The following is a 22,835-nucleotide window of genomic DNA, read 5'->3' as shown; positions in this document are numbered from 1 at the left end:
AGCTTTAAATTTTTTAGCTGATATCCAGCTTTAGTAGCTGCGAATAGCGGTGAATGCCGCGAGCAACTTCTGTGAATCTTTTTTGCCTGGTGCGCTTTCTACACCAGAGTTTAAATCTAATCCCAAGCAACCTAGTGTCGCTGCTTGTTGAGCATTTTTTGGCGACAGTCCGCCCGCTAGCATAATTTGACTTGGGTCGCCGATCAGTGACCAGTCGAACACTTGACCAGTTCCGCCAGTTTGAGTGCCAACTTGCGCATCTAATAAATGGCGATCAATGTTGTTTGCTAGCAGTTCTGGCTTGGCATCAGTCACGCCGTAAGCTTTCCAAATTTCTACCGTTGCTGGCAGTTCGGCTTTGAGTTGGTTTACGTAAGCTTGGTCTTCTTGACCGTGCAGTTGCACCGCTTTTAAACCCAAAGAGGTGACGACAGAAGCAACAAAATCGATATCGTGATTTTGGAAAACGCCCACATAGTTCAGCGGAGCACCGCTCATGGTTAAGCGCGCACCCTCAAGGTCGACCGCACGCTTCGATTTCTCGACAAAAATCAGGCCACCAAATACCGCACCAGCTTGATACGCTTTCGCTGCGTCATCTGGATGAGTGAGACCACAGACTTTATTTTCGCCCAGCGTCACTTTGCGTACTGCAAGCTCTAGGTTGTCTTCCGCCATCAGTGAACTACCAATCAAGAAGCCGTCTGCGTATTCCGCTAAATCACGAACTTGTTGATGTGTATAAATGCCAGATTCTGAGATTACTGTTGCGTTAGGAGCCAGTTCGCGAATGGTCGGTGCCAGTTCTTTAGTACGATTCAAATCAGTACTTAGGTCGCGAAGGTTACGGTTATTAATGCCGATAACGCGTGCGCCTAGCTTAACTGCACGATGAAGCTCTTCTTCGTTGCTGACTTCGGTCAAGATACCCATGTTCAGGCTGTGCGCTGCTTCCTCTAGCGCTTTGTACTCTTCGTCATTAAGGACAGAAAGCATCAGTAGCACGGCATCAGCACTGTAATGACGCGCTAGGTAAACTTGGTAGGTATCTACCATGAAGTCTTTACACAGAATGGGCTGTTTGACTTGACCTCTTACCTGAGGAAGAAAGTCAAAATTACCTTGGAAATATTTCTCGTCTGTTAGGACTGAAATTGCATCTGCGTGGTTGTTGTAAACCGATGCAATGTAATCCAAGTCGAAGTGATCACGAATCAAACCTTTAGAAGGTGATGCCTTCTTACATTCGGTGATGAATGCCGTCTTTTCGCCACTCAGAGCATCGTAGAAGCTGCGGTCCGATGGAAGCAAATCAGACTGAAATGTGCTTAGCGGTTGAGACACCTTACGGTCTGCTACCCACTGATATTTGTCGCGGACAATTTTCGCCAGTACTTCTGCCATTTCTGCTTCTTTCTTAGAAACGTGTTCAGACAGGTTGTCAGCTTGCTGAGTGTTGAAGTCAGTCATGTTCTTCAATTCCTTAAGCGTGTGCGGCAAGTTGTTGTACCAATTGGTACGCCTTGCCTGAATTCATTGCCTCAATCGCTTGTTGCGTGTTGGCTTTTAAATCTTCGTGGCCGAATAGACGCATTAGCAGAGCAACGTTCACTGCCACTGCACCCAATTGTGCGTCTGTACCTTTACCCGTCAGGATATTGGTAATGATCGCTTTGTTTTCTTCAGGATCGCCACCTTTGATTGCTTCTAGTGGGTGCGCTTCTAGACCGAAGTCTGCTGGTGTTAGCGTGTACTCAGTGATCTTGCCGTCTTTGATTTCTGCAACCGTTGTTTCGCCATGAATCGCGACTTCGTCCAAGCCACTGCCGTGAACTACAGCGGCGCGCTTCATACCCATTTGTAGCATGGTTTCTGCGATAGGACGAACCAGTTCTTCACTGTAAACGCCCATCAATTCGATGTTAGGACGAGCAGGGTTAATCAGTGGGCCAAGAATGTTAAAGATGGTGCGTGTTTTCATGGTTTGACGCACTGGCATCGCATGGCGCACACCACCGTGGTATTGAGGTGCAAATAGGAAAGCAACACCAATATCGTCTACCGCTTTGCGCGTATCTTCTGCGCTCATAGCTAGGTTGATACCAAATGAATCAAGAAGGTCAGAAGAACCCGATTTGCTTGAAACGCTGCGGTTGCCGTGTTTCGCTACTTTTAGACCACATGCTGCAGCAACAAACGCCGCAGTGGTTGAAATGTTGATGGTGTTGTGACCGTCGCCGCCAGTACCTACGATATCCGCGAAATCATAATCTGGACGAGGGAATGGGTTTGCGTTTGCCAGCAGTGCTTTTGCCGCGCCTGCAATTTCGTCTGGCGTTTCGCCTTTGATTTTTAGTGCAGTCAGCGCTGACGCCATCAAAATTGGATCTAGTTCACCACGGATAATGATGTCGAATAGCTGTTGGCTCTCTTCCTGAGTAAGCGATTCTTGCTCATACAGTTTGGTAATAATAGGGTTGATGATTGCTTCCATATTTCCTCTCATAAATTTCTTATGTGCCAAGTGCTTTTTAAGCAGTGAGTGGGTTCGCTGAAGTTTGTTCTTCAAGTGCCCATTCAATGGCATTGGCCAACAGTGTTGCTCCGTAGGTCGTCATAATAGATTCCGGGTGGAATTGGAACCCGCAAACTTTATCTTCTTCATGTACAACAGACATTACCAAGTCATCCACTTCTGCTGTGATGGTTAGGCTCTCAGGAACCTTGGTCGCAACCAGCGAGTGGTAACGTGCAATTGAAAGTGGTGATGGTAGGTTTTGGTAAATCGCATGGTTTTGGTGCTCCATCATAGAGACCTTACCGTGAATGATTTCGCCCGCGCCAGCAACGGTGCCGCCGTATGCTTCAACAATCGCTTGGTGACCAAGACAAATTCCGATCATCGGCACTTTGCCCTTCATGCGTTGGATAAGCTCCGGCATTGAGCCTGCCTCTGACGGTGCGCCAGGACCTGGCGATAGCAGAACCACCGGGTTTTCAAGCTCGTTTATCGCTTGTTCAATGGTTTCTGCTGGAATGTTGTTTCGGTAAATCTTGACTGAGTGACCTAGCGAGCGGAATTGATCCACAAGGTTGTAGGTGAACGAGTCAAAGTTGTCGATAAAAATGATATTAGCCATCTCTGAACCCTATTCCTTATTGTGACTTATGAGCTGCTTGGATAGCAGAGATTACCGCTTGTGCTTTGCCGCGCGTTTCGTCTGCTTCCGCTTGTGGATCAGAGTCGAACACCACGCCCGCACCAGCTTGAACTTGAGCAATGCCGTTCTCAACGTACGCTGAGCGGATCACGATACAAGTATCTAATGTACCTTCGCCAGTAAGGTAACCCACAGCACCGCCGTAGCTACCGCGTCGTGCGCCTTCTACATCGCGAATCAACTGCATTGCACGAATCTTTGGTGCGCCAGTGAGCGTACCCATGTTCATACAAGCTTGGTATGCGTGCAGTGCATCTAGGTCTTCACGCAGTTGGCCAACCACACGAGATACCAAGTGCATTACGTGGCTGTAACGGTCGACTTTTAGAAGGTCTGCTACGTGGCGAGTGCCAGCTTGAGCAATACGAGCGACGTCGTTACGTGCCAAGTCAACCAACATCATGTGTTCTGCGTTTTCTTTCATGTCGGTGCGCAGTTCAAGTTCGATGCGGCTGTCTAGGTCGAAATCAATCTCGCCGTTAGGGCGCTTACCGCGGCGACGAGTGCCTGCGATTGGGTAGATTTCAATTTGGTTGGTATCGGTTTCATACTTAAGCGCGCTTTCTGGTGATGCGCCAAACAGAGTGAACAGCTCATCTTGCATGTAGAACATGTAAGGGCTTGGGTTACTTTGTTTCAGTTCTTTATAAGCAGCCAGTGGAGAAGGACAAGGTAGAGTGAATCTACGAGACGGTACAACTTGGAATACATCGCCTTTCACTACGAACTCTTTTAAGTCGCGAACGGTTTGGCAGAAGTCTGCATCAGACACGCTAGGTTCTACCGTTACATCTGTTATTTGCTCTGCACTCGGCAACAGTTTTGGCGCTGCACACTGGGCGCTAATTTCTGCAATACGAGTCTCTAACGCTGTTTTCTCTGAACCATCAACAAACAACGTCGCTTGAAGCTGGCAAGATTCCGTTTGATGGTCGACAACAAGTAGTGTTTCCGCGACGTAGAAAACGTAATCTGGACACTGATTTGTTGCTTCGGCATTACCAAGCGGCTCGAAGTTTGCGACTAAGTCGTAGGCAAACAGACCACCAAGGAAAATCGCGTGTTTGTCTTGCTGTGAAATATCAAAACTATGCTGAACCAAACGCAGCGCATCGAAAGAAGAGGCTTCACGTAGGCGAGAGTCTTCATCTAACGTGTCGCATGGCTGGTTAAACTCCAAAGTTAGCGTTTCGCCATCGAACTTGCTCTCAACGTCACCACGGATGTTCTGGTTTAGGTGAGACAGTAGGTTTTTACCGTTATTAGTCAAGGCGTGCATGCTAACGGTATGGCCGAAGCAAACAATGCGAACCGCTGAATCTACGATCAGCAGGGATTTTAAATTTTGCTTTGAATCGATCTCAGCAGATTCCAGCAATAGGCTGTCAGTTTTGTTCTCACATAGTGTGTGGAACAAGCGAGTCGGGTCTTGAGTATAAGGGACGGAAGCCGTTAGCACTTCAAGCTGTCCAAGTTTCTTAATTTCAATGGCCTTGTTCACAAGACCTCCTTGTAGCTGTTTAAATCTTCCTGCCGTACATAGTCGCATAAAGCAAACGTTCTCCCAATCTAGAGTTGGCTATATTCGATTAATGTTTAGGCAGTTGAATGTGAAATGAGCAACAAAACAAAAAAGCCCGCTTAAGTAGCGGGCTTTACAACGTTTGGTTCTATAAACTAGAAGTATACGTTTGCCCACCAAGAACTAGTCCAAGTGCGCCACCAAGCAAGATCTGATGAGTTTGCCTTATTAAGACAAACCGCAACTTTCGCTTTTTGGTTTTGGTTAAATTCTTGTAACATGGTGAACCTTAAATTACGTACTTTGTATTTGTGTACTAGTTAACTAGTGCGAGAGTAAAAAGTCAACCCCAAAACGGCATTAAAACGATAAAAATATGAGAATTGATTTACATAGTCACACCACTGCATCGGACGGTCGGTTAGAGCCTAAAGATTTAGTGGAAAGGGCGCTGAGTTTTGATATCGAGGTTTTGGCGATCACTGATCACGATACGGTTGACGGTTTGGCGTTAGCTAAGCAATACGTTCAAGATAATAATTTGCCGATAAAAATCATCAATGGCATTGAGATATCGACCGTCTGGCAAAACAAAGACATTCATATTGTCGGCCTGAATATCGATCCGGAAAATGAACAATTATCTGCCCTCATAGAACAGCAGAAGCAGCATCGCATAACACGATCTGAGTTAATTGCAGAGCGACTACAAAAAGCAACTCGAGTAGGTGTGCTTGAAGAGGTAAGGCAAATCGCCGGTGATGCTCCAGTGACAAGAGCGCATTTCGCGAAATGGTTGGTAGATAATGGTTACGCAAAAACCATGCAAATGGTGTTTAAAAAATACCTAACGCGTAATAACCCAGGTTATGTACCACCGAATTGGTGTTCGATGAAGGATGCGGTTGATGCTATCCATGCGGCTGGTGGAATGGCGGTATTAGCGCATCCTGGTAGATATAAGTTGACAGCGAAGTGGATTAAGCGTCTTCTAGCAGCGTTTGTCGAAGCGGGTGGTGATGCGATGGAAGTTGCACAGCCACAGCAAGCGCAACAAGAAAGGCGCAACTTGGCTGATTATGCTATACAATACAAACTATTAGCCTCTCAAGGCAGTGATTTTCACTACCCATCACCGTGGATGGAGCTAGGAAGGAACCTATGGTTGCCTGCTGGCGTCGAACCAGTTTGGAAAGATTGGGGAATAGATCCTTCGTTGAATAATACTCAGTAATACGAAGTCGAGAACCCATAAAAATATAGAGCCGAGAGGCTCGATAATGAGGAATTACAATGAGCCAGTTTTTTTACGTTCACCCAGAAAACCCACAGGCTCGCTTGATTAATCAAGCAGTAGCAATCATTCGTAACGGCGGCGTTGTGGTTTACCCTACTGATTCAGGGTACGCACTTGGCTGTCAGTTGGAGAACAAACAGGCACTGGAACGAATCTGTCAGATTCGTCGTCTGGATGATAAGCATAACTTTACTTTACTGTGTCGTGATTTGTCGGAGCTTTCTCTCTATGCGCGAGTGGATAACTCTGCATTCCGACTGCTGAAAAATAACACACCAGGTCCTTACACCTTCATCTTCAAAGGCACAAAAGAGGTGCCGCGTCGTTTGATGAATGCAAAACGTAAGACCATCGGTATCCGTGTTCCAGACAATCAAATTGCCTTGGACTTGTTGGAAGCATTAGGTGAGCCGATGATGTCTACGTCGTTGATTCTACCTGGCAGTGACGTAACAGAATCTGATCCAGAGGATATTCGCGATAAACTAGAACATGCGGTTGATGTGATTCTTAATGGCGGTTACCTAGGTGAACAACCTACGACTGTAATTGACTTTAGCGAAGGTGAACCTGTTGTGGTTCGTTTGGGATCTGGTGACCCTGCACCATTCGAATAGTAGACGCACACCACCGTCAAACAAAATAGGAGGCATCGCGCCTCCTATTTTAGTTGTCATATCGAATATCTCATTGAACTTAACTGATTGAGGTTAAGCGAAATCGAAAATGTCGATACCATTTTGTTCTGCATAGTTGATGTATGCAGAGCTCACACCGTTTAGTGTCACTTCAACATTGTATTCATCACTTGAGAATACTGCCCAGCCACATTCATTGTAAGATAAAGTCAGATCATCCGCTGAATCCAAGAACGTATCTCGAATGCCATCGTTATCAGTGTCTCGGCCCATATCAAAGACAAGTTTGTCATGGAAAATATTAAAATCGACAATGTCGGCTTTGACATCAATATCGTTGGAAGATACTGGCTGATCAGGTACACCAATAGCCAGGCGGTTTGTAAGCACGAAGGTGTCGTCTCCACAGCCACCGCTCAGTACTGATTCACCATCACCAACAACGAGTGTGTCGTTACCCCAGCCACCACTCAAGTAGTTGTTGCCTGAATAATCAAAAATTGTGTCGTCGCCACAGCCACCAAAGAGTTTGTCGTTTCCTAATCCGCCGGATAGGAAATCGTTTCCAAAGCCGCCAGAAACAAAGTCGTTACCTCGGCCACCAAGCAAGGTATCGTCTCCCCAGCCACCGAAGACAATATCATTACCTCCGTATCCTACAAACTTATCATCACCACAGAAGCCGAAGAAAATATCGGTTGTTTCAGAGCCTTTTGTGCCTGTCATATCGTCATCTTGAGATGTCCCAAAAATCCAATTTAGGTCGAGATTTAGCATAGACATTGTTCTATTCCTTTTTGTCTGATTTATGCCAATCGCCGAGAGTGCAGAGCGAACCTAGTGAGTCAGAGTACACGATAGCATTAGTGTTATTTTTGATGTGAACTAATGACTTAAAGACAATTTTTGTCTTGTTACCCACGACCTTGCTTTGCTATGAGCGCTCATTGTCTGCGGTGATTGGTATTACTTAGCAGCAAACAGGGACGGCTTATTTTTCGTTGCTTTCTAGCAATACGAACAGTAAACACACCCCAAGTGGTTATTGTTGTAACCCTGACAATTTTATCAGGTACCGCGTGGTTAAAGTGGTTCAGGAAGACCGATATTAGTGGGATTCTCGTTGAGCAATGCCTGCTTTAAGTAGTAAAAAAGTTGCAGAATAGGACAAATATTTCGGTCATTTTTGAAGTGAATTTTGGTGTGGAGAATGGCGCCGATTTAGCTTACATTAACTAAGAAAGTTACGTATAATGTCCGACCGAAAAATCCCACTGAAATGGGTAAATAGCAAAATACAGACCAATCCTGGTCTAGACGTCTGTGAAGACGACACATAGGTAGATAAATGAGCGAAAAGTTACAAAAAGTATTAGCACGTGCTGGTCACGGTTCTCGTCGTGAGATTGAATCGTTAATTAAATCTGGTCGCGTTAGCGTGAACGGTGTAGTCGCTAAGCTTGGTGAAAGACTTGAAGACGAGAGCAGCGTAGTTCGTATCGATGGTCACATTGTCTCTGCAAAGATTCAAGAAGAAGTGATTTGTCGTGTACTTGCGTACTACAAACCTGAGGGTGAACTGTGTACTCGTCACGATCCAGAAGGTCGTCGTACTGTTTTTGATCGTCTGCCAAAAATTCGTGGCTCTCGTTGGATTTCAGTTGGTCGTCTGGATGCGAACACTTCTGGTCTTCTACTTTTCACAACGGATGGTGAACTGGCGAACCGCTTAATGCACCCAAGCCGCCAAGTTGAACGTGAATACCTAGTACGTGTGTTCGGTGAAGTAACTGAACAGAAAGTTCGTAATCTAGTAAAAGGTGTTGAACTGGAAGACGGTTTAGCTCGCTTTGAAGATGTTGTTTACGCGGGTGGTGAAGGCATGAACCACACGTTTTACGTTGTTATCAACGAAGGTCGTAACCGCGAAGTTCGTCGACTATGGGAATCGCAAGAGTGTACCGTTAGCCGTCTGAAACGTGTTCGTTACGGCGACATCTTCTTAGACAAGAAACTGCCTCGTGGCGGTTGGATGGAGCTTGACCTGAAAGAAGTAAACTACTTGCGTGAGCTTGTAGAGCTTCGTCCAGAGAAAGAAACCATGCTTGATCTGAACAAAGACAACACGTCACGCAAACGTGAGCGTGCACGCAGCCAAAAAATTCGTCGCGCAGTTAAGCGCCATGAAGAGCGTGTTAACACACCAAAAGGTCGCAGCAACAACCCTTCTCGTCGTAAGCCGAAGAAGACTGCTGGTGACCAAGGCGCACGCAACAAGCATCGTTAATCGATAGCAAAACATCAGAAAGGCTTGCCAATTCGGCAAGCCTTTTTCTTATCTGTTACATAACAAAAGGATCTAAAGCCGATATAGAGCAGGGTGTTTTGGATAAACAAATATCTCAGCTAAACAAAAACAGCAGATAAAAAAATACCAGCACTAGGCTGGTATCTTTGTTCATGATGAAGAAACGTTAATCGCGTTTCCAAAGCATATGGCAGAACTTATGTTCAGGGTCTCGGCTGATTAGCATACGAGCAAATACGTCATCAAGAACGTCATTTTCCTCATTTACTAGGCCGATACGAACCTCTGCATATACTTCTTTGTCGATCTCGAAGCCAACATGTTCAACCCAGTCATCACCGGTTTCAACAAGTTCTGCGGCACCACGATCTTCAAATTGCGCAGTAAACAGAATCACGTCAGCAGGCTCTAGGTTATCTGGAGCCATCTCAAGGAAAATGTCGTACGCTGCGTCGATGACGTCGTCGTAAGAAATCAAATCAGACATGCTTATGCTCGGCTCATGTATTTACGTTCAGCTGTGTTAATGATAACACGGTCACCAGTTGCAATGTACTCAGGAACCTGGATGACAAGACCTGAAGCGAAGCGTGCTGGTTTAGTACGAGCAGATGCAGAAGCACCTTTGATTGAAGGGTCAGTTTCTTCAATCACTAGCTCAACAGAAGATGGTAGTTCAATACCCACTGCAGCACCGTTAACAAGGATAATGTGGATACCTTGTGTATCTTCGTTGATGAACAGCATGTCGTCTTCAACTTCATTGTGCTTGAATGTGTATTGTGAGTAGTCTTCGTTATCCATGAAGATGTGCTCATCTCCGTCAGCGTATGAGTACACAACTGCACGTTTGTTCATTTCTACCGTTTCAACAACGTCATCAGACTTGTAACGCTCATCTACACGTGCGCCCGTGTTTAGATCTGTACAACGCATTTTGTAGATTTTAGCGCCGCCACGACCGCCAGGAGTCGTTACTTCGATGTCTTTAACTAGAAGAGTTTTACCATTAGACTCGATTGCGAAGCCTTTTTTGATTTCACTTGCCTTTGGCATTGTATATTCCTATTCATACTTATTAAGCAAAACTCGGTGATTATAGCGCTAAGTTAGCCGCCTAGCATTAAAATTCATTGCAGAAATTTGTTGTTACTCCCATGACTAAACACCTGAATGGACTTGATTCAGTGAGTCGGCTAAGAGAACATATAGTCCAACTTCTTGAACCATCTGAGAACACGTTTTAAGTCATGTCTCTGCCTGTTATCGATCCTAAACAACCATTTCAACCAGAGTTTGCGCCTTTAATTAGGGAAGTCACCGCTTGTCTCAAAGGTGGACTGGGGCAAAACTTACACAGCGTTTATGTATACGGTAGTGTTGCTCGCAAAACAGCGATCGTTGGGAAGTCGAACTTAGACTTGGTTGTCGTTACTCAATCATCCTTTGAGCACAATCGCGCGACTTTGCTCAACACAATTAAGTGGCGTGCGCAGCAGAGTTACCCTCACGTTAATGGTGTATCGGTCCGTACAGCCTTAGTGAGCGAAGTGGCTAATTTAGATAGTATTTTTACTTGGGGCTTTATGCTTAAGCATTGCTGTGTCTGTGTTTATGGTGATGATCTAGCAGACTGCTTCGGTGATTACGTCCCAAGTTGGGAAATTGCTAAGCACTGGAATATGGATGTGGAAGATTGGATTACGGTGTATCGCAAAAAAATCGTACAAGCGAAGACGATAGAAGAGCAGGTGGCCGCCCAGCGCGTGATTGCAAAAAAGTTACTAAGAGCGTCATACTCTTTGGTGATGTATCGAGATAAACGTTGGTTTGATGACCCTATACAATGTGGCAAGGTATTCTTAACTTATCATCCTGAAAAGCAGCTTGAGATCGAGCGGCTAGAAATTTTACTTTCTGGCCGGGGTATTCCCAAGCGTTCTGTTATCGGGCTAATTGATGCGTTTGGTGATTGGTTAGTCAAACAGTACCAGAAAACAGAGTTTCGTATCGGCTAAAACAACCCCATTTGTGGCGCTGAAAGCCTGTCAAAGTCCGTCCCAATGAAAGGGAGAATCGCATCCGCAACGGGTTTGAGTTGTTTATCAATGTAATGTTGATAATCAATCGGGCTATTGAGGTACTCATAAGGTTCAGGGCCGTTCACGGTAATAATGTATTCAATTCGCCCTTTGTTTTGATACTGTAATGGGCGGCCAAGCTTGGCATTTATCTCATCGGCTAAACGAGCTGCACGCACTTGTGGCGGGACGTTCTTCTGATACTCATGCAGTTTTCTTCGCAGTCGCTTTTGATACACCAACTGTTCATCAAATTCACCGTTGTTAGTTTTCTCAACCATCTCTCGGACATAGTCGCTTGGATCTTCACCATGGAAAATCATGCTATAGAGTGTATTTTGAAATTTCTGTGCTAACGAGGTCCAGTCAGTACGGGCACTTTCTAACCCTTTAAATACAATCCGTTCTTGCTCTCCTTCACCGATTAAACCCGCATAGCGCTTTTTCGAGCCAGTTTCCGCGCCACGAATCGTTGGCATAAGGAATCTGCGATAATGGGTTTCATACTCGATTTCCAACATAGATGTTAGGTTGTACTCAGAACGCAGGTGTTTTTGCCACCAAGAGTTGATGTAATCAACTAATTGATTTCCAACAGCGTCAGCTTCTACTTGACTGTATGGTCGATTCAACGACACGAATGTGGAATCCGTATCGCCGTAAATCACTTGATATCCTTGCTCCTCAATCAGCACCTTAGTTTGCTTCATGATTTCATGTCCGCGCATGGTAATACTAGAAGCTAACCGAGTATCAAAGAAACGACATCCCGATGAGCCCAGTACGCCATAAAAGGAGTTCATGATGATTTTGATTGCCTGAGAAAAAGCTTTTTCATTGTTCTTCTTTGCAACATCACGTGCTGCCCAAAGCTTTTCAATCATTTCTGGTAAAAAGTGTTTCGTACGATGGAACTGCCCACCGCGAAAGCCAGGTACAGCCTGATTTTCTTCTTTTCCAATATCGAGCAATAACCCCTCAACTAAACCCATAGGATCAATCAAGAAAGAGCGAATAATCGATGGATATAGACTCTTAAAATCCAATACTAAAACAGAATCATATAGGTTAGGGATGGAGTCCATCACGTAACCTCCGGGGCTGGCAATCCAATTTTCAGGGTGTAGGTTCGGAGCAACGTAGCCTGCTCGGTGTATCTGAGGCATGTATAGGTTTGTGAATGCTGCAACCGAACCGCCGACACGATCCAGTTCGACACCAGTGAGACGAGAGCGCTCTATTGCAAAGTCTAGCAGGTGAGTGTGATTGAAAATCTTATTCACTAACACGCAGTCTTGTAAATTATATTTAGCCAGCGATGGTTTGTCGGAGCGGTACATACGATTGATCTCATCCATGCGGTCATGAACGTTGTGGATTTCTTTCCCTTCCCCTAAGAGTTCTTGAGATACAGACTCTAATGACCAAGACCGAAAGTGATAAGTCGCCGTTTTTAACGTATCGATACCGTCCATTACAACTCGCCCTGGAATGGAAATAAACCCTTGTTGGCTTTGAGATGAACTTCTGAAAAAGCTGGCTTGGTCTGCTCTACCAAGCATTAGCTTCATGTTGTGCCATTCTGCTCGTTTGTGTAGCAGACGAAAGTCAAAATCAATGACGTTCCAACCGACAATGACATCGGGGTCGAATTGTTTAAACCAAACGATGAGTGCTTCTAGAAGCGCTTTTTCATCCTTAACCCATTGTATCGGTGTCTCCGAAGGTTCTGGTTCTCCGATCATTATAACGCGGGAATCCATGACGCTGTCTAATCCGATTGAGTAAAGAATGCCTTTCTCAGAGCATTCTAGATCTAACGAGACAACGTTTAACTTCGGCTCATATTGCCCCGCACGGCATTTTGCGCTCTGGACGTGTTGGTAGCCATTGGTGCGAGTCACATTGCCTGTAAACTCGATACTGCCTTTGATAAAACGTTCCATTAGGTAGCGATCGGCGAGGCGAATATCACTTTCATACGTAGTGATATCTTTTTGAGCGAATGTGTCTTTGAGTGCGAGAGTGTCTCTGGTTACATTGGTATAGCAGGCAGCAAGAGGCGTATGTTCAAACGTTTTGAGATCCAAAAGGCGGATGTCGACGAATATGTTTTTTTCTCGTGCGAGTGTCTTTGCTTGCTCTGAGTGTTTCTGAGCGATGAAAAATACTGGCTTCTCACCATTAATAAGTAACTGAGTAGGGCCTGCTTCTGTCGAAAGCCACAGCTCGATTTGAGTTTGACCTTTGATGTCTCGTGCATGTCGAGTTAGCAGGAAGCCTTGTTGAATATTCAAATGTGAGAAACCTTAGAAAACTTGAAGAACGTTAGTTTAACACTAAGAACTGTAAAAATAACCAGTAAAGAAAGCGTCTCAAATTTTTGCTGGAATTAGTGATTACAAGTTAGTCTTTGGTGCAAGAGGGACAGTGTCATTTTAAGTTATAGCGTGTTTCTCTGGGCAATATGAAACCTAGTTACTTGATTTATTGTACTTAATGTTGTTAATTGTCTTTTCTTAGATTTCGGTTCTGCTCATCACGCTCTAAAATAATAGAGTGGTTTATGAATAAGTTCTTGCTAAAGTTTGCGTTTCAGCACATATTCATAGAAAGCAATTTTTTGTCGATTACGTTAGTATATAGGCAGTCATACTGATATCCACATTTAACAAATAATGGTTATGTGGGTGCAGAACCAATACAAAGTGTGGAGATACAAGTTTGATAAATGTTTTCCTTGTAGATGATCACGAGCTGGTTCGCACAGGGATACGACGTATTATTGAAGACGTCCGTGGAATGAACGTAGCAGGAGAAGCTGACAGCGGTGAAGATGCAGTAAAATGGTGTCGCAGTAATCATGCTGACGTCGTTTTAATGGACATGAACATGCCAGGAATTGGCGGCTTGGAAGCCACTAAAAAAATTCTTCGCGTGAATCCTGATGTGAAAATCATCGTACTTACCGTTCATACAGAAAACCCGTTTCCAACCAAGGTGATGCAGGCAGGTGCGTCTGGTTATTTAACCAAAGGTGCTGGCCCTGACGAAATGGTGAATGCGATTCGTGTAGTTAATAGTGGGCAGCGTTACATCTCGCCAGAGATTGCGCAGCAGATGGCATTGAGTCAATTTTCTCCAGCCTCTGAGAACCCTTTTAAAGACTTATCCGAACGTGAATTGCAGATCATGCTTATGATCACCAAAGGCCAAAAGGTAACGGATATTTCTGAGCAACTTAATTTAAGTCCAAAGACAGTCAACAGCTATCGCTACCGACTCTTTAGTAAATTGGACATTAATGGTGACGTTGAGTTAACTCACTTAGCGATTCGCCACGGAATGCTGGACACCGAGACCCTTTAGCGTGAATCCTCCTTTCGATTCGGCTTCCTTTCTCAAGACAGTAACTCATCAGCCCGGCGTTTACAGAATGTACAACGCCGAAGCTGTTGTAATCTACGTAGGTAAAGCCAAAGACCTTAAAAAGCGCCTTTCAAGCTACTTTCGGAAAAAAGTAGACAGTGAGAAAACTCGCGCGCTTGTCAGTAATATCGCCAAAATAGACGTCACGGTGACTCACACTGAGACAGAAGCGCTGATCCTAGAGCATAACTACATCAAGCAGTATTTACCGAAATACAATGTGTTGCTGCGAGATGATAAGTCTTACCCTTATATCTTTATTAGCGGTCATAAGCACCCACGGCTTTCTATCCACCGTGGCGCCAAGAAGCGCAAAGGTGAATATTTTGGCCCCTACCCAGATTCTGGTGCAGTAAGAGAAACATTGCATTTGCTGCAAAAGATATTTCCTGTGCGCCAGTGTGAAGACACTGTCTATTCCAACCGAACGCGCCCATGTTTGATGTACCAAATTGGTCGTTGTGCAGGACCATGCGTTAATACCATCATTTCTGATGAAGAATATGCAGAGTTGGTTGGCTTTGTGCGCATGTTTTTGCAAGGCAAAGATCAGCAAGTACTCAAACAGTTGATTGAGAAAATGGAAGTTGCCAGTCAGCAATTGCGCTTTGAAGATGCCGCTAAATTTCGCGATCAAATCCAAGCGATTAGGCGTGTTCAAGAGCAGCAGTACGTCTCAGAAGACAGCATGGATGATATGGATGTACTCGGGTTTGCTCAGGAGAATGGTATCGCGTGTATCCATATCCTGATGATACGCCAAGGCAAAGTGCTTGGTAGCCGTAGCCATTTTCCGAAAATCCCACAAAATACAAGCCAGCAGGAAGTGTTCGATAGTTTTCTGACTCAATACTATTTGAGCCATAACGAAGCACGTACAATTCCTTCTCGTATTATTTTGAATCAAGAGTTGGCAGAAGATATTGCGCCAATACAGAAAGCGTTAAGTGAAGTGGCAGGCCGTAAGGTTCATTTTCATACGTCGCCAACTGGCTCTCGAGCAAGGTATCTCAAGCTTTCGAACACTAATGCACTAACGGCGATTACCACCAAAATCAATCACAAAATGACGATTAATCAGCGTTTTCATGCGCTTCGCGAAACATTGAATTTGGAGTCTATAGCTCGAATGGAATGTTTTGATATCTCCCATACGATGGGGGAAAGCACGATTGCGTCATGTGTGGTGTTCAACAATGAAGGCCCCGTTAAGCAAGAGTATCGTCGCTACAACATTACTGGGATTACCGGTGGTGATGATTACGCAGCAATGGGACAAGCGTTGGAGCGCCGTTATTCGAAGCAATTGGACGTAGAGAAAATTCCCGACATCATCTTTATCGATGGCGGTAAAGGTCAGTTAAATCGTGCGCATGACATCATTTCGCAGTACTGGGGGGATTGGCCAAAGCGTCCTATCATGATTGGTATTGCAAAAGGCGTTACTCGCAAACCAGGTTTAGAAACGCTGATTACAGTCGATGGGGACGAGTTTCATTTACCAAGCGATGCTCCTGCGCTGCATCTTATCCAACATATTCGTGATGAAAGCCATAACCATGCTATAGCGGGGCACCGTGCTAAGCGAGGTAAAACCAGACGTACGAGTGCACTCGAAGGGATTGAGGGAATCGGCCCTAAACGACGTCAGGCGTTACTCAAGTACATGGGTGGGTTACAAGAACTTAAACGTGCAAGTGTCGAAGAAATCGCCAAAGTACCGGGAATAAGTCACTCTTTAGCAGAAATTATTTTCCAAGCATTGAAACAATAAGGAAAATCGCGCAACATTAAGCCGCAATGTGTAAGAGAATAATAAAATGCGTTTGAATATCCCGAACATTCTGTCTCTTCTTAGACTGTTCCTAATCCCTGTTTTTGTGGTTGTCTTTTATCTACCTTATTCATGGGCACCGTTTGCAGCAGCAATGGTGTTTTGGGTAGCGGGTTTTACTGACTGGCTTGACGGCATGTTGGCCCGTAAACTTGGCCAAACTTCTCGTTTTGGCGCGTTTATTGATCCTGTCGCTGATAAAGTGCTAGTGGCAACGGCATTGATTCTAATCACGGAACATTATCATTCAATTTGGGTGACCATTCCTGCGGTAACGATGATTGCGCGAGAAATCATTATCTCAGCATTGCGAGAATGGATGGCTGAAATCGGTAAGCGAGCGAGTGTTGCGGTATCTTGGGTTGGCAAAGTAAAAACTGTTTCGCAAATGTTCGCCTTATGGGTGTTGATATGGCGTTACGATGAATGGATGGTTTGGCTAGGCTTTGCGGCCTTGTATGTGGCAACTTTCTTGACATATTGGTCAATGATTCAATATTTGGCTGCTGCGAAAGACGATCTGTTGAATGAAGAGCACCATTAAATTCTGATGTTAGAAAGCAGGCTTAATAGCCTGCTTTTTTGTATCTAAGACAATCTACAGCATTTTTTGCTTCTCTCGCTTTTCAATGCTTGCTAACGGCCATGCTTACAATTTGTATCTGGGGCTTTTGCTTCGATAGAGTTCCATTTGTGATCTAAGTCTTGTTTTTGTCCTTGGAGAGTCTTAGAGAGGCGAGTCTTCTGATTATTAATACTTCAATGCACGCAACGCACGGCCAGCAGTGTAAGGCGTAGCCAAAGTTTTATGATAAACAAGTGTATTTAAGCGATTTTTAGTATTAAAACTAAGCAATCCATCGTCTTTCGCACAAATTCTAGTCAAACGATTTAAAAAAATAAAAATAGTGTTGACTCGATCGCTCGAATCCGTAGAATGCATCCCGTACCCAGGAGAGCACGGCTCAAAAGGGTGGTGAAAAAGCTTAGCTTTATTCACAAATGAGGCGCCTTGGCAGAGTGGCTATGCAGCGGATTGCAAATCCGTGGACCTCGGTTCGACTCCGGGAGGCGCCTCCATTATTCTTTTGAGAGTGAATGGCTTTCGAGAATAAATGCGACACTAGCTCAGTTGGTAGAGCGCAACCTTGCCAAGGTTGAGGTCACGAGTTCGAACCTCGTGTGTCGCTCCAAATTTTATTGATATGGCATTTAGCGGTATCAGATGGTGTTTTACTTTTCTGTAAAGGCATCACAAAGAATATTTGTGTGCCCTGGTGGTGGAATTGGTAGACACAAGGGATTTAAAATCCCTCGACGTTCGCGTTGTGCCGGTTCAAGTCCGGCCCGGGGCACCATCTCATATTAAATGCGACACTAGCTCAGTTGGTAGAGCGCAACCTTGCCAAGGTTGAGGTCACGAGTTCGAACCTCGTGTGTCGCTCCAGATTTAAGGCCTAACATGAAAATGTTAGGCCTTTTTCGTATTTTTTTGAAAATCTCAAACTTCTTTTCTGTCACAGACTTCGTTAAGTAGCGAACCCTTTGTCTCATTGACTCAAGTGATTGTTAATTCTGCCATTGCAAAACATCTTAGCTATTCCTACTAGTCTATGTTTAAACCATCACTTGTGGTGAATAACCACTCTTACTCCAGGCAAAGCTGTGACGAGAATGCTATCTTTTTAAATGTTCCGGATATAGAAAGGAATGTTTTACGATTAAGCAGCACAACCTTAAACCTCTGTTTAGATGAGGTGATGATATCTCAAGAATATTTGTTTAAATAACAGCTATTTGAGAGAAGCAGAAAAGCATAGCTCATGAATATGAACATGTGAGTTGCAATGGGGTATGTTTTGTTGTGATTTACATCACTGTTACTAATATGAAAAATCGTTGCCAGAAGATTTTATTTTGTGATAAATTCGCGCGCAATCTCGGAGCGTAATTAACAACGTTTGATCTCTGGGGGATACGCGTAGTGACCATTCAAGCTGATTGTGACACTGCGTAGGGTAGGTATCGGCAAAGCCTTTTGTCGATAGACGGGATACTAATGCTGTAAACGCGGCATATTAATGGGAAACCCAACATTGAAACCTTTGAATAAACACACACTAATCAGCTTCATACTGCCGAAATGTCCTGTTTTACAAAACGGGTGCATTACAGAACCTTGATTAATCCCTTTTACATATAAAGTCGCGAGTATCGTGGCGGATGATCTGTATTTGTCATTTATGCACTGACAAATGCGGAGGGGTATTCACACCTCCTGTAATTTCATTCTAATGATTATTAATACAGGATACAGAATTATTATAATTCAAGGGATTATGTAGTATGAGCACTGCCTTTGAAGTCGATAGCAATATCGCAAACATTTTTTCGTCTCAGGTTCCTATCGTTGAGGGAACGTATGACTTAACGCCAGATCAAGTATTGATTGATCAGGCTGAGCATGAATCTGAAGTACGTTCTTATCCACGTCGTTTGCCGATCGCAATTAAACAAGCCTTTGGGTGCTTGGTTGAAGATACGCGTGGACAGATCTTTCTAGACTGCCTTGCGGGGGCAGGCACTCTAGCTTTGGGGTATAACCATCCTGAAATAAACCAAGCGCTGAAAGAACAATTAGATTCAGGACTGCCATATCAGACGCTAGATATTGCAACATCAGCAAAAACGACGTTTATTCAATCCGTTAAGTCTTTTCTTCCTCAAGAGTTAAGCGAGAACAGCGTTATCCAATTTTGTGGCCCGTCTGGAGCTGATGCGGTTGAAGCTGCTATCAAGCTCGCGAAACAGACTACCGGTCGCAACACTATGTTTGCCTTCCGTGGCGCATACCATGGTATGACTAATGGTACGATGGGGATGATGGGTAACTTAGGCACGAAAGCTCGTCGAACTGGTTTGATGTCGGATGTGCACTTTATGCCTTTCCCATACAACCTGCGTTGTCCTTTTGGGCTTGGCGGTGATGAAGGTGCGAAAGCAAGTATTCGTTATATCGATCGTCTTTTAAACGATGATGAGTCAGGCATTATGAAGCCTGCCGCGATTATCGTGGAGCCAGTGCAAGGTGAGGGTGGTGTTGTTCCTGCGCCAGCATTCTGGCTACGAGAGTTACGTCGTATTTGTGATGAACACGGTATCTTACTGATCTTCGATGAGATCCAGTGTGGTGTTGGTAAAACTGGCTACAATTTCGCGTTCGAAGAGTCGGGCATTGTTCCAGATATTCTGTGTTTATCAAAAGCAATTGGTGGTGGTTTACCAATGTCGCTATTGGTCATCAACAAGCAACATGATACATGGAAGCCGGGCGAGCACACAGGTACATTTCGTGGTAACCAGCTAGCTATGGTCTCTGGTGCGAAAGCATTAGAAATTATCCAGCGTGATAACCTTGTTGAGCATGCCAATGTTGCGGGTCAGTACCTGCGCTACGGCCTTGAAAGTATTCAAAAGCGTGTGAACTGTATCGCAGAGGTTCGTGGCAAAGGTTTGATGCTAGGCGTGGAGATTAAAACTCCAAACGGTGAGCTCAATAAATTTGGTGAACCTCAAGCGGATAGTGAACTCACACTTTCTATTCAACGCGCAGCACTTGAGCGTGGCTTGATCGTTGAGAAAGGTGGACGCGAAGGCGCAGTAATTCGTTTCCTTCCTCCTCTTATCATCTCGTTTGAGCAAATCGACTTTGCTTTACGTGTATTTGAAGACGCGATTTTAGCCGCTGGCGGTAGTCACATCGAAACTCAGCCACAAGATGAATGGAAGAAGCATTTCATCCACACTGGAGAGATGGGCAGCAATGAATTTGCTTCGGTGATGAATCACACTACTACGGCAATGAAGTCAGTGTTTGAACAAGTGACTGCACCGTATTCAGGTATGGATTCAAAAGCATTGGAAGCAGCGATTCACGACGTTGATCTTGATAATGGAAATGCGCCTCTTAAAACCGTTATCGACGATGCTGCTGAGCTGGTCGCGAAAAACGCAATTTTTACTCAACATCCAGATTGTATTGCTCACCTGCATACTCCACCTTTGATGCCAGCGATTGCGGCAGAGGCAATGATTGCGGCTTTGAACCAGTCTATGGACTCATGGGATCAAGCTTCATCAGCGACTTATGTTGAACAGAAAGTTGTGAACTGGCTATGTGATAAATATGAGTTAGGTGAAAAAGCGGACGGTATCTTCACGAGCGGCGGCACGCAAAGTAACCAAATGGGCTTGATGTTAGCGCGTGACTGGATTGCTGACAAACTCAGTGCACACTCAATTCAAAAGCTTGGCCTTCCTGAATACGCAGACAAGCTACGTATTGTATGTTCGAAAAAATCCCACTTCACGGTTCAAAAATCAGCGTCTTGGATGGGGTTGGGTGAAAAAGCGGTCATGACTGTCGATGCTAATGCCGATGGAACGATGGATGTCACTAAATTAGACGAAGTTCTCAATCAGGCCAAAGCAGAAGGTTTGATCCCATTTGCCATTGTTGGCACAGCGGGCACAACGGACCACGGTGCTATTGATGACTTAGACTTTATCGCCGATATGGCAGCGAAACATGGCATGTGGATGCATGTCGACGGTGCATACGGTGGAGCTCTGATTCTAAGTAGCCAAAAAGCGCGTCTGAAAGGTTGTGAGCGTGCACATTCCATCAGCGTAGACTTCCATAAGCTGTTTTACCAAACCATCAGTTGTGGTGCGCTATTGGTAAATGACAAGTCTAACTTTAAATTCCTGCTTCACCATGCAGACTATTTGAACCGCGAACACGACGAACTACCGAACTTGGTGGATAAGTCTATTGCGACAACTAAGCGTTTTGATGCGCTCAAAGTGTTTATGACGATGCAAAGCGTAGGGCCAAAAGCCCTAGGCGATATGTATGATCATTTGCTTGAACAGACGCTTGAAGTGGCGGACATGATTCGAGATAACAAACACTTTGAGTTGTTGGCTGAACCATCACTATCTACGGTTCTGTTCCGCGCGACACATGAATCAGCGGATCTTGATGAACTGAACAAAACGTTGCGCTTAGAAGCGTTAACACGCGGTATCGCGGTATTGGGTGAAACCATTGTCGACGATAAAACTGCATTGAAATTTACGATTTTGAACCCGTGTCTGACGACGGCGGACTTTGAATCTTTGCTCTCAAAAATCAATACGCTAGCGGCAGAGCTAGTTTAACAAAGGTAACGGAAAACTATGGCAATTCTACAGATTGGTGCAGGCGGCGTTGGCTGGGTAGTTGCACATAAAGCAGCACAAAACAACGACGTTCTGGGTGATATCACAATCGCATCACGTACCGTAGGTAAGTGTGAGAAAATCATCGAATCGATTCAGAAGAAAAACAATCGGAAAGATTCAACTAAGAAATTAGAAGCGCGAGCGGTAAACGCGGACGACGTAGATTCTTTAGTTGCTTTAATTAAAGAAGTACAACCTGACTTAGTGATCAACGCGGGTCCTCCTTGGGTGAACATGTCTATTATGGAAGCATGTTACCAAGCTAAAGTGTCATACCTTGATACATCTGTTGCGGTTGATTTGTGCTCTGAAGGCCAACAAGTACCTCAAGCTTACGATTGGCAGTGGGGTTACCGTGAGAAGTTTGAAGAAGCGGGCATTACAGGTATTCTTGGTGCTGGTTTCGATCCGGGCGTAGTATCGGTGTTTGCCGCATACGCAGTGAAGCATCTGTTCGATGAAATCGATACTATCGACGTAATGGATGTAAACGCAGGCGACCACGGCAAGAAGTTCGCAACTAACTTTGATCCAGAAACGAACATGCTTGAGATTCAAGGCGATTCGTTCTACTGGGAAAACGGCGAGTGGAAACAAGTACCTTGTCACTCACGTATGCTTGAGTTTGAATTCCCGAATTGTGGTTCACACAAAGTGTACTCAATGGCGCACGACGAAGTTCGATCTATGCAAGAGTTCATCCCGGCGAAACGCATCGAATTCTGGATGGGCTTTGGTGACCGTTACCTAAACTACTTCAATGTGATGCGCGACATCGGTCTACTCAGCCCAGATCCACTAACGCTTCACGACGGTACGGTTGTTCAACCTTTGCACGTGCTAAAAGCACTACTACCAGATCCAACATCACTCGCGCCAGGCTACACTGGCCTAACGTGTATCGGTACTTGGGTTCAAGGTAAGAAAGATGGTAAAGAGCGCAGTGTATTTATTTACAACAACGCTGATCACGAAGTCGCATACGAAGATGTTGAACACCAAGCTATCTCATACACCACTGGCGTACCAGCGATCACTGCGGCTTTGCAGTTCTTCCGTGGCAAGTGGGCAGACAAAGGCGTGTTCAACATGGAGCAGCTAGATCCTGACCCATTCCTAGAAACCATGCCATCTATTGGTCTAGATTGGCATGTTCAAGAACTGGAGCCAGGACAACCTGTTATCCATAAATTGAAGTAAGAATTTAGCGACTCTTATT

General features: G+C 44.8%; 18 protein-coding genes, 4 tRNA genes and 1 other annotated feature. Of the genes, 13 read left to right on the top strand and 9 right to left on the bottom strand.

The window, feature by feature from the left end; translation table 11 throughout:
* Positions 1-30 precede the first annotated feature (30 nt).
* The 5 genes from trpCF to H9L11_RS01000 form a co-directional block, all read right to left on the bottom strand.
* Positions 31-1,470 carry a bifunctional indole-3-glycerol-phosphate synthase TrpC/phosphoribosylanthranilate isomerase TrpF gene (gene trpCF / locus H9L11_RS01020; RefSeq protein WP_205390932.1) on the bottom strand — a complete coding sequence of 480 codons (1,440 nt, stop codon included), beginning with the start codon at positions 1,468-1,470 and terminating at the stop codon, positions 31-33.
* A 13-nt stretch (positions 1,471-1,483) separates the two neighbouring features.
* Entirely contained in the window at positions 1,484-2,494 is a 1,011-nt protein-coding gene (trpD, locus tag H9L11_RS01015; RefSeq protein WP_009700797.1) for an anthranilate phosphoribosyltransferase, read from the bottom strand.
* A 37-nt stretch (positions 2,495-2,531) separates the two neighbouring features.
* A complete protein-coding gene (locus tag H9L11_RS01010; protein ID WP_132936805.1) occupies positions 2,532-3,140 on the bottom strand; it encodes an aminodeoxychorismate/anthranilate synthase component II in 609 nt (202 codons plus the stop codon).
* A 16-nt stretch (positions 3,141-3,156) separates the two neighbouring features.
* Positions 3,157-4,722, bottom strand: coding sequence for an anthranilate synthase component 1 (locus tag H9L11_RS01005; protein ID WP_025767265.1), 1,566 nt, complete (start codon positions 4,720-4,722; stop codon positions 3,157-3,159).
* Between the two features lie 126 nt (positions 4,723-4,848).
* Positions 4,849-4,952, bottom strand: a sequence feature (Trp leader region).
* A complete protein-coding gene (locus H9L11_RS01000; protein WP_005376787.1) occupies positions 4,899-5,024 on the bottom strand; it encodes a trp operon leader peptide in 126 nt (41 codons plus the stop codon). It overlaps the preceding feature by 54 nt.
* A gap of 95 nt (positions 5,025-5,119) precedes the next feature.
* On the opposite strand from H9L11_RS01000, the gene H9L11_RS00995 reads away from it, so the two are divergent.
* Together H9L11_RS00995 and H9L11_RS00990 are read left to right on the top strand one after the other, a co-directional pair.
* Positions 5,120-5,977 (top strand): PHP domain-containing protein, encoded by an 858-nt coding sequence (locus H9L11_RS00995; RefSeq protein WP_005386777.1) that lies wholly within the window; start codon positions 5,120-5,122, stop codon positions 5,975-5,977.
* 59 nt (positions 5,978-6,036) lie between these two features.
* Positions 6,037-6,657 (top strand): L-threonylcarbamoyladenylate synthase, encoded by a 621-nt coding sequence (locus H9L11_RS00990; RefSeq protein WP_005376791.1) that lies wholly within the window; start codon positions 6,037-6,039, stop codon positions 6,655-6,657.
* A gap of 93 nt (positions 6,658-6,750) precedes the next feature.
* Here H9L11_RS00990 and H9L11_RS00985 read toward each other — a convergent pair whose 3' ends face one another.
* Positions 6,751-7,461, bottom strand: a complete 711-nt coding sequence (locus H9L11_RS00985; RefSeq protein ID WP_005376796.1) for a calcium-binding protein — start codon at positions 7,459-7,461, stop codon at positions 6,751-6,753.
* Between the two features lie 565 nt (positions 7,462-8,026).
* On the opposite strand from H9L11_RS00985, the gene rluB reads away from it, so the two are divergent.
* Positions 8,027-8,965: a 23S rRNA pseudouridine(2605) synthase RluB gene (rluB, locus tag H9L11_RS00980; protein WP_005376798.1), complete on the top strand. Its 939-nt coding sequence runs from the start codon at positions 8,027-8,029 to the stop codon at positions 8,963-8,965.
* A gap of 187 nt (positions 8,966-9,152) precedes the next feature.
* Here the strand turns inward: rluB and H9L11_RS00975 are convergent, their stop codons facing one another.
* Together H9L11_RS00975 and yeiP are read right to left on the bottom strand one after the other, a co-directional pair.
* Entirely contained in the window at positions 9,153-9,473 is a 321-nt protein-coding gene (locus H9L11_RS00975) for an HI1450 family dsDNA-mimic protein (RefSeq protein WP_005376800.1), read from the bottom strand.
* A 2-nt stretch (positions 9,474-9,475) separates the two neighbouring features.
* Positions 9,476-10,042, bottom strand: coding sequence for an elongation factor P-like protein YeiP (gene yeiP, locus H9L11_RS00970; protein ID WP_005376801.1), 567 nt, complete (start codon positions 10,040-10,042; stop codon positions 9,476-9,478).
* 194 nt (positions 10,043-10,236) lie between these two features.
* Here yeiP and H9L11_RS00965 point away from each other — a divergent pair, with 194 nt between their 5' ends.
* Complete coding sequence (locus H9L11_RS00965) at positions 10,237-11,004, top strand: elongation factor P (protein WP_017635724.1); 768 nt, start codon at positions 10,237-10,239, stop codon at positions 11,002-11,004.
* Here H9L11_RS00965 and H9L11_RS00960 read toward each other — a convergent pair.
* Positions 11,001-13,364: a DNA polymerase II gene (locus H9L11_RS00960; protein ID WP_205390931.1), complete on the bottom strand. Its 2,364-nt coding sequence runs from the start codon at positions 13,362-13,364 to the stop codon at positions 11,001-11,003. The genes H9L11_RS00965 and H9L11_RS00960 overlap by 4 nt on opposite strands.
* A 427-nt stretch (positions 13,365-13,791) precedes the next feature.
* Here H9L11_RS00960 and uvrY point away from each other — a divergent pair, with 427 nt between their 5' ends.
* The 9 genes from uvrY to H9L11_RS00915 all read left to right on the top strand — a co-directional run bounded on the left by uvrY (position 13,792) and on the right by H9L11_RS00915 (position 22,816).
* The gene (uvrY, locus tag H9L11_RS00955; protein ID WP_005386783.1) at positions 13,792-14,436 is read left to right on the top strand and encodes a UvrY/SirA/GacA family response regulator transcription factor; all 645 of its coding nucleotides are present in this window, start codon (positions 13,792-13,794) and stop codon (positions 14,434-14,436) included.
* Position 14,437: 1 nt separating this feature from the next.
* Entirely contained in the window at positions 14,438-16,270 is a 1,833-nt protein-coding gene (uvrC, locus tag H9L11_RS00950) for an excinuclease ABC subunit UvrC (protein ID WP_017820475.1), read from the top strand.
* 46 nt (positions 16,271-16,316) lie between these two features.
* On the top strand, positions 16,317-16,874 hold the full coding sequence (gene pgsA, locus H9L11_RS00945; RefSeq protein ID WP_005394805.1) for a CDP-diacylglycerol--glycerol-3-phosphate 3-phosphatidyltransferase: 558 nt from the start codon (positions 16,317-16,319) through the stop codon (positions 16,872-16,874).
* Positions 16,875-17,336: 462 nt separating this feature from the next.
* Positions 17,337-17,410 (top strand) — tRNA-Cys (locus H9L11_RS00940).
* Between the two features lie 37 nt (positions 17,411-17,447).
* Positions 17,448-17,523: transfer RNA gene (locus tag H9L11_RS00935), tRNA-Gly, on the top strand.
* Positions 17,524-17,601: 78 nt separating this feature from the next.
* A tRNA-Leu gene (locus H9L11_RS00930) sits at positions 17,602-17,688 on the top strand.
* Positions 17,689-17,701: 13 nt separating this feature from the next.
* Positions 17,702-17,777 (top strand) — tRNA-Gly (locus tag H9L11_RS00925).
* Positions 17,778-18,676: 899 nt separating this feature from the next.
* Positions 18,677-21,553: a pyridoxal phosphate-dependent class III aminotransferase gene (locus H9L11_RS00920; protein ID WP_205390930.1), complete on the top strand. Its 2,877-nt coding sequence runs from the start codon at positions 18,677-18,679 to the stop codon at positions 21,551-21,553.
* 18 nt (positions 21,554-21,571) lie between these two features.
* Positions 21,572-22,816 carry a carboxynorspermidine synthase gene (locus H9L11_RS00915; RefSeq protein ID WP_205390929.1) on the top strand — a complete coding sequence of 415 codons (1,245 nt, stop codon included), beginning with the start codon at positions 21,572-21,574 and terminating at the stop codon, positions 22,814-22,816.
* The last annotated feature ends 19 nt before the right edge of the window (positions 22,817-22,835 follow it).

Origin of the sequence: Vibrio sp. sp1 (genome assembly GCF_016920955.1) — a bacterium.
GTDB lineage: Bacteria > Pseudomonadota > Gammaproteobacteria > Enterobacterales > Vibrionaceae > Vibrio > Vibrio alginolyticus.
Note: the sequence above shows the minus strand (reverse complement) of the source record. Positions and strands in the feature narration are given on the sequence as shown.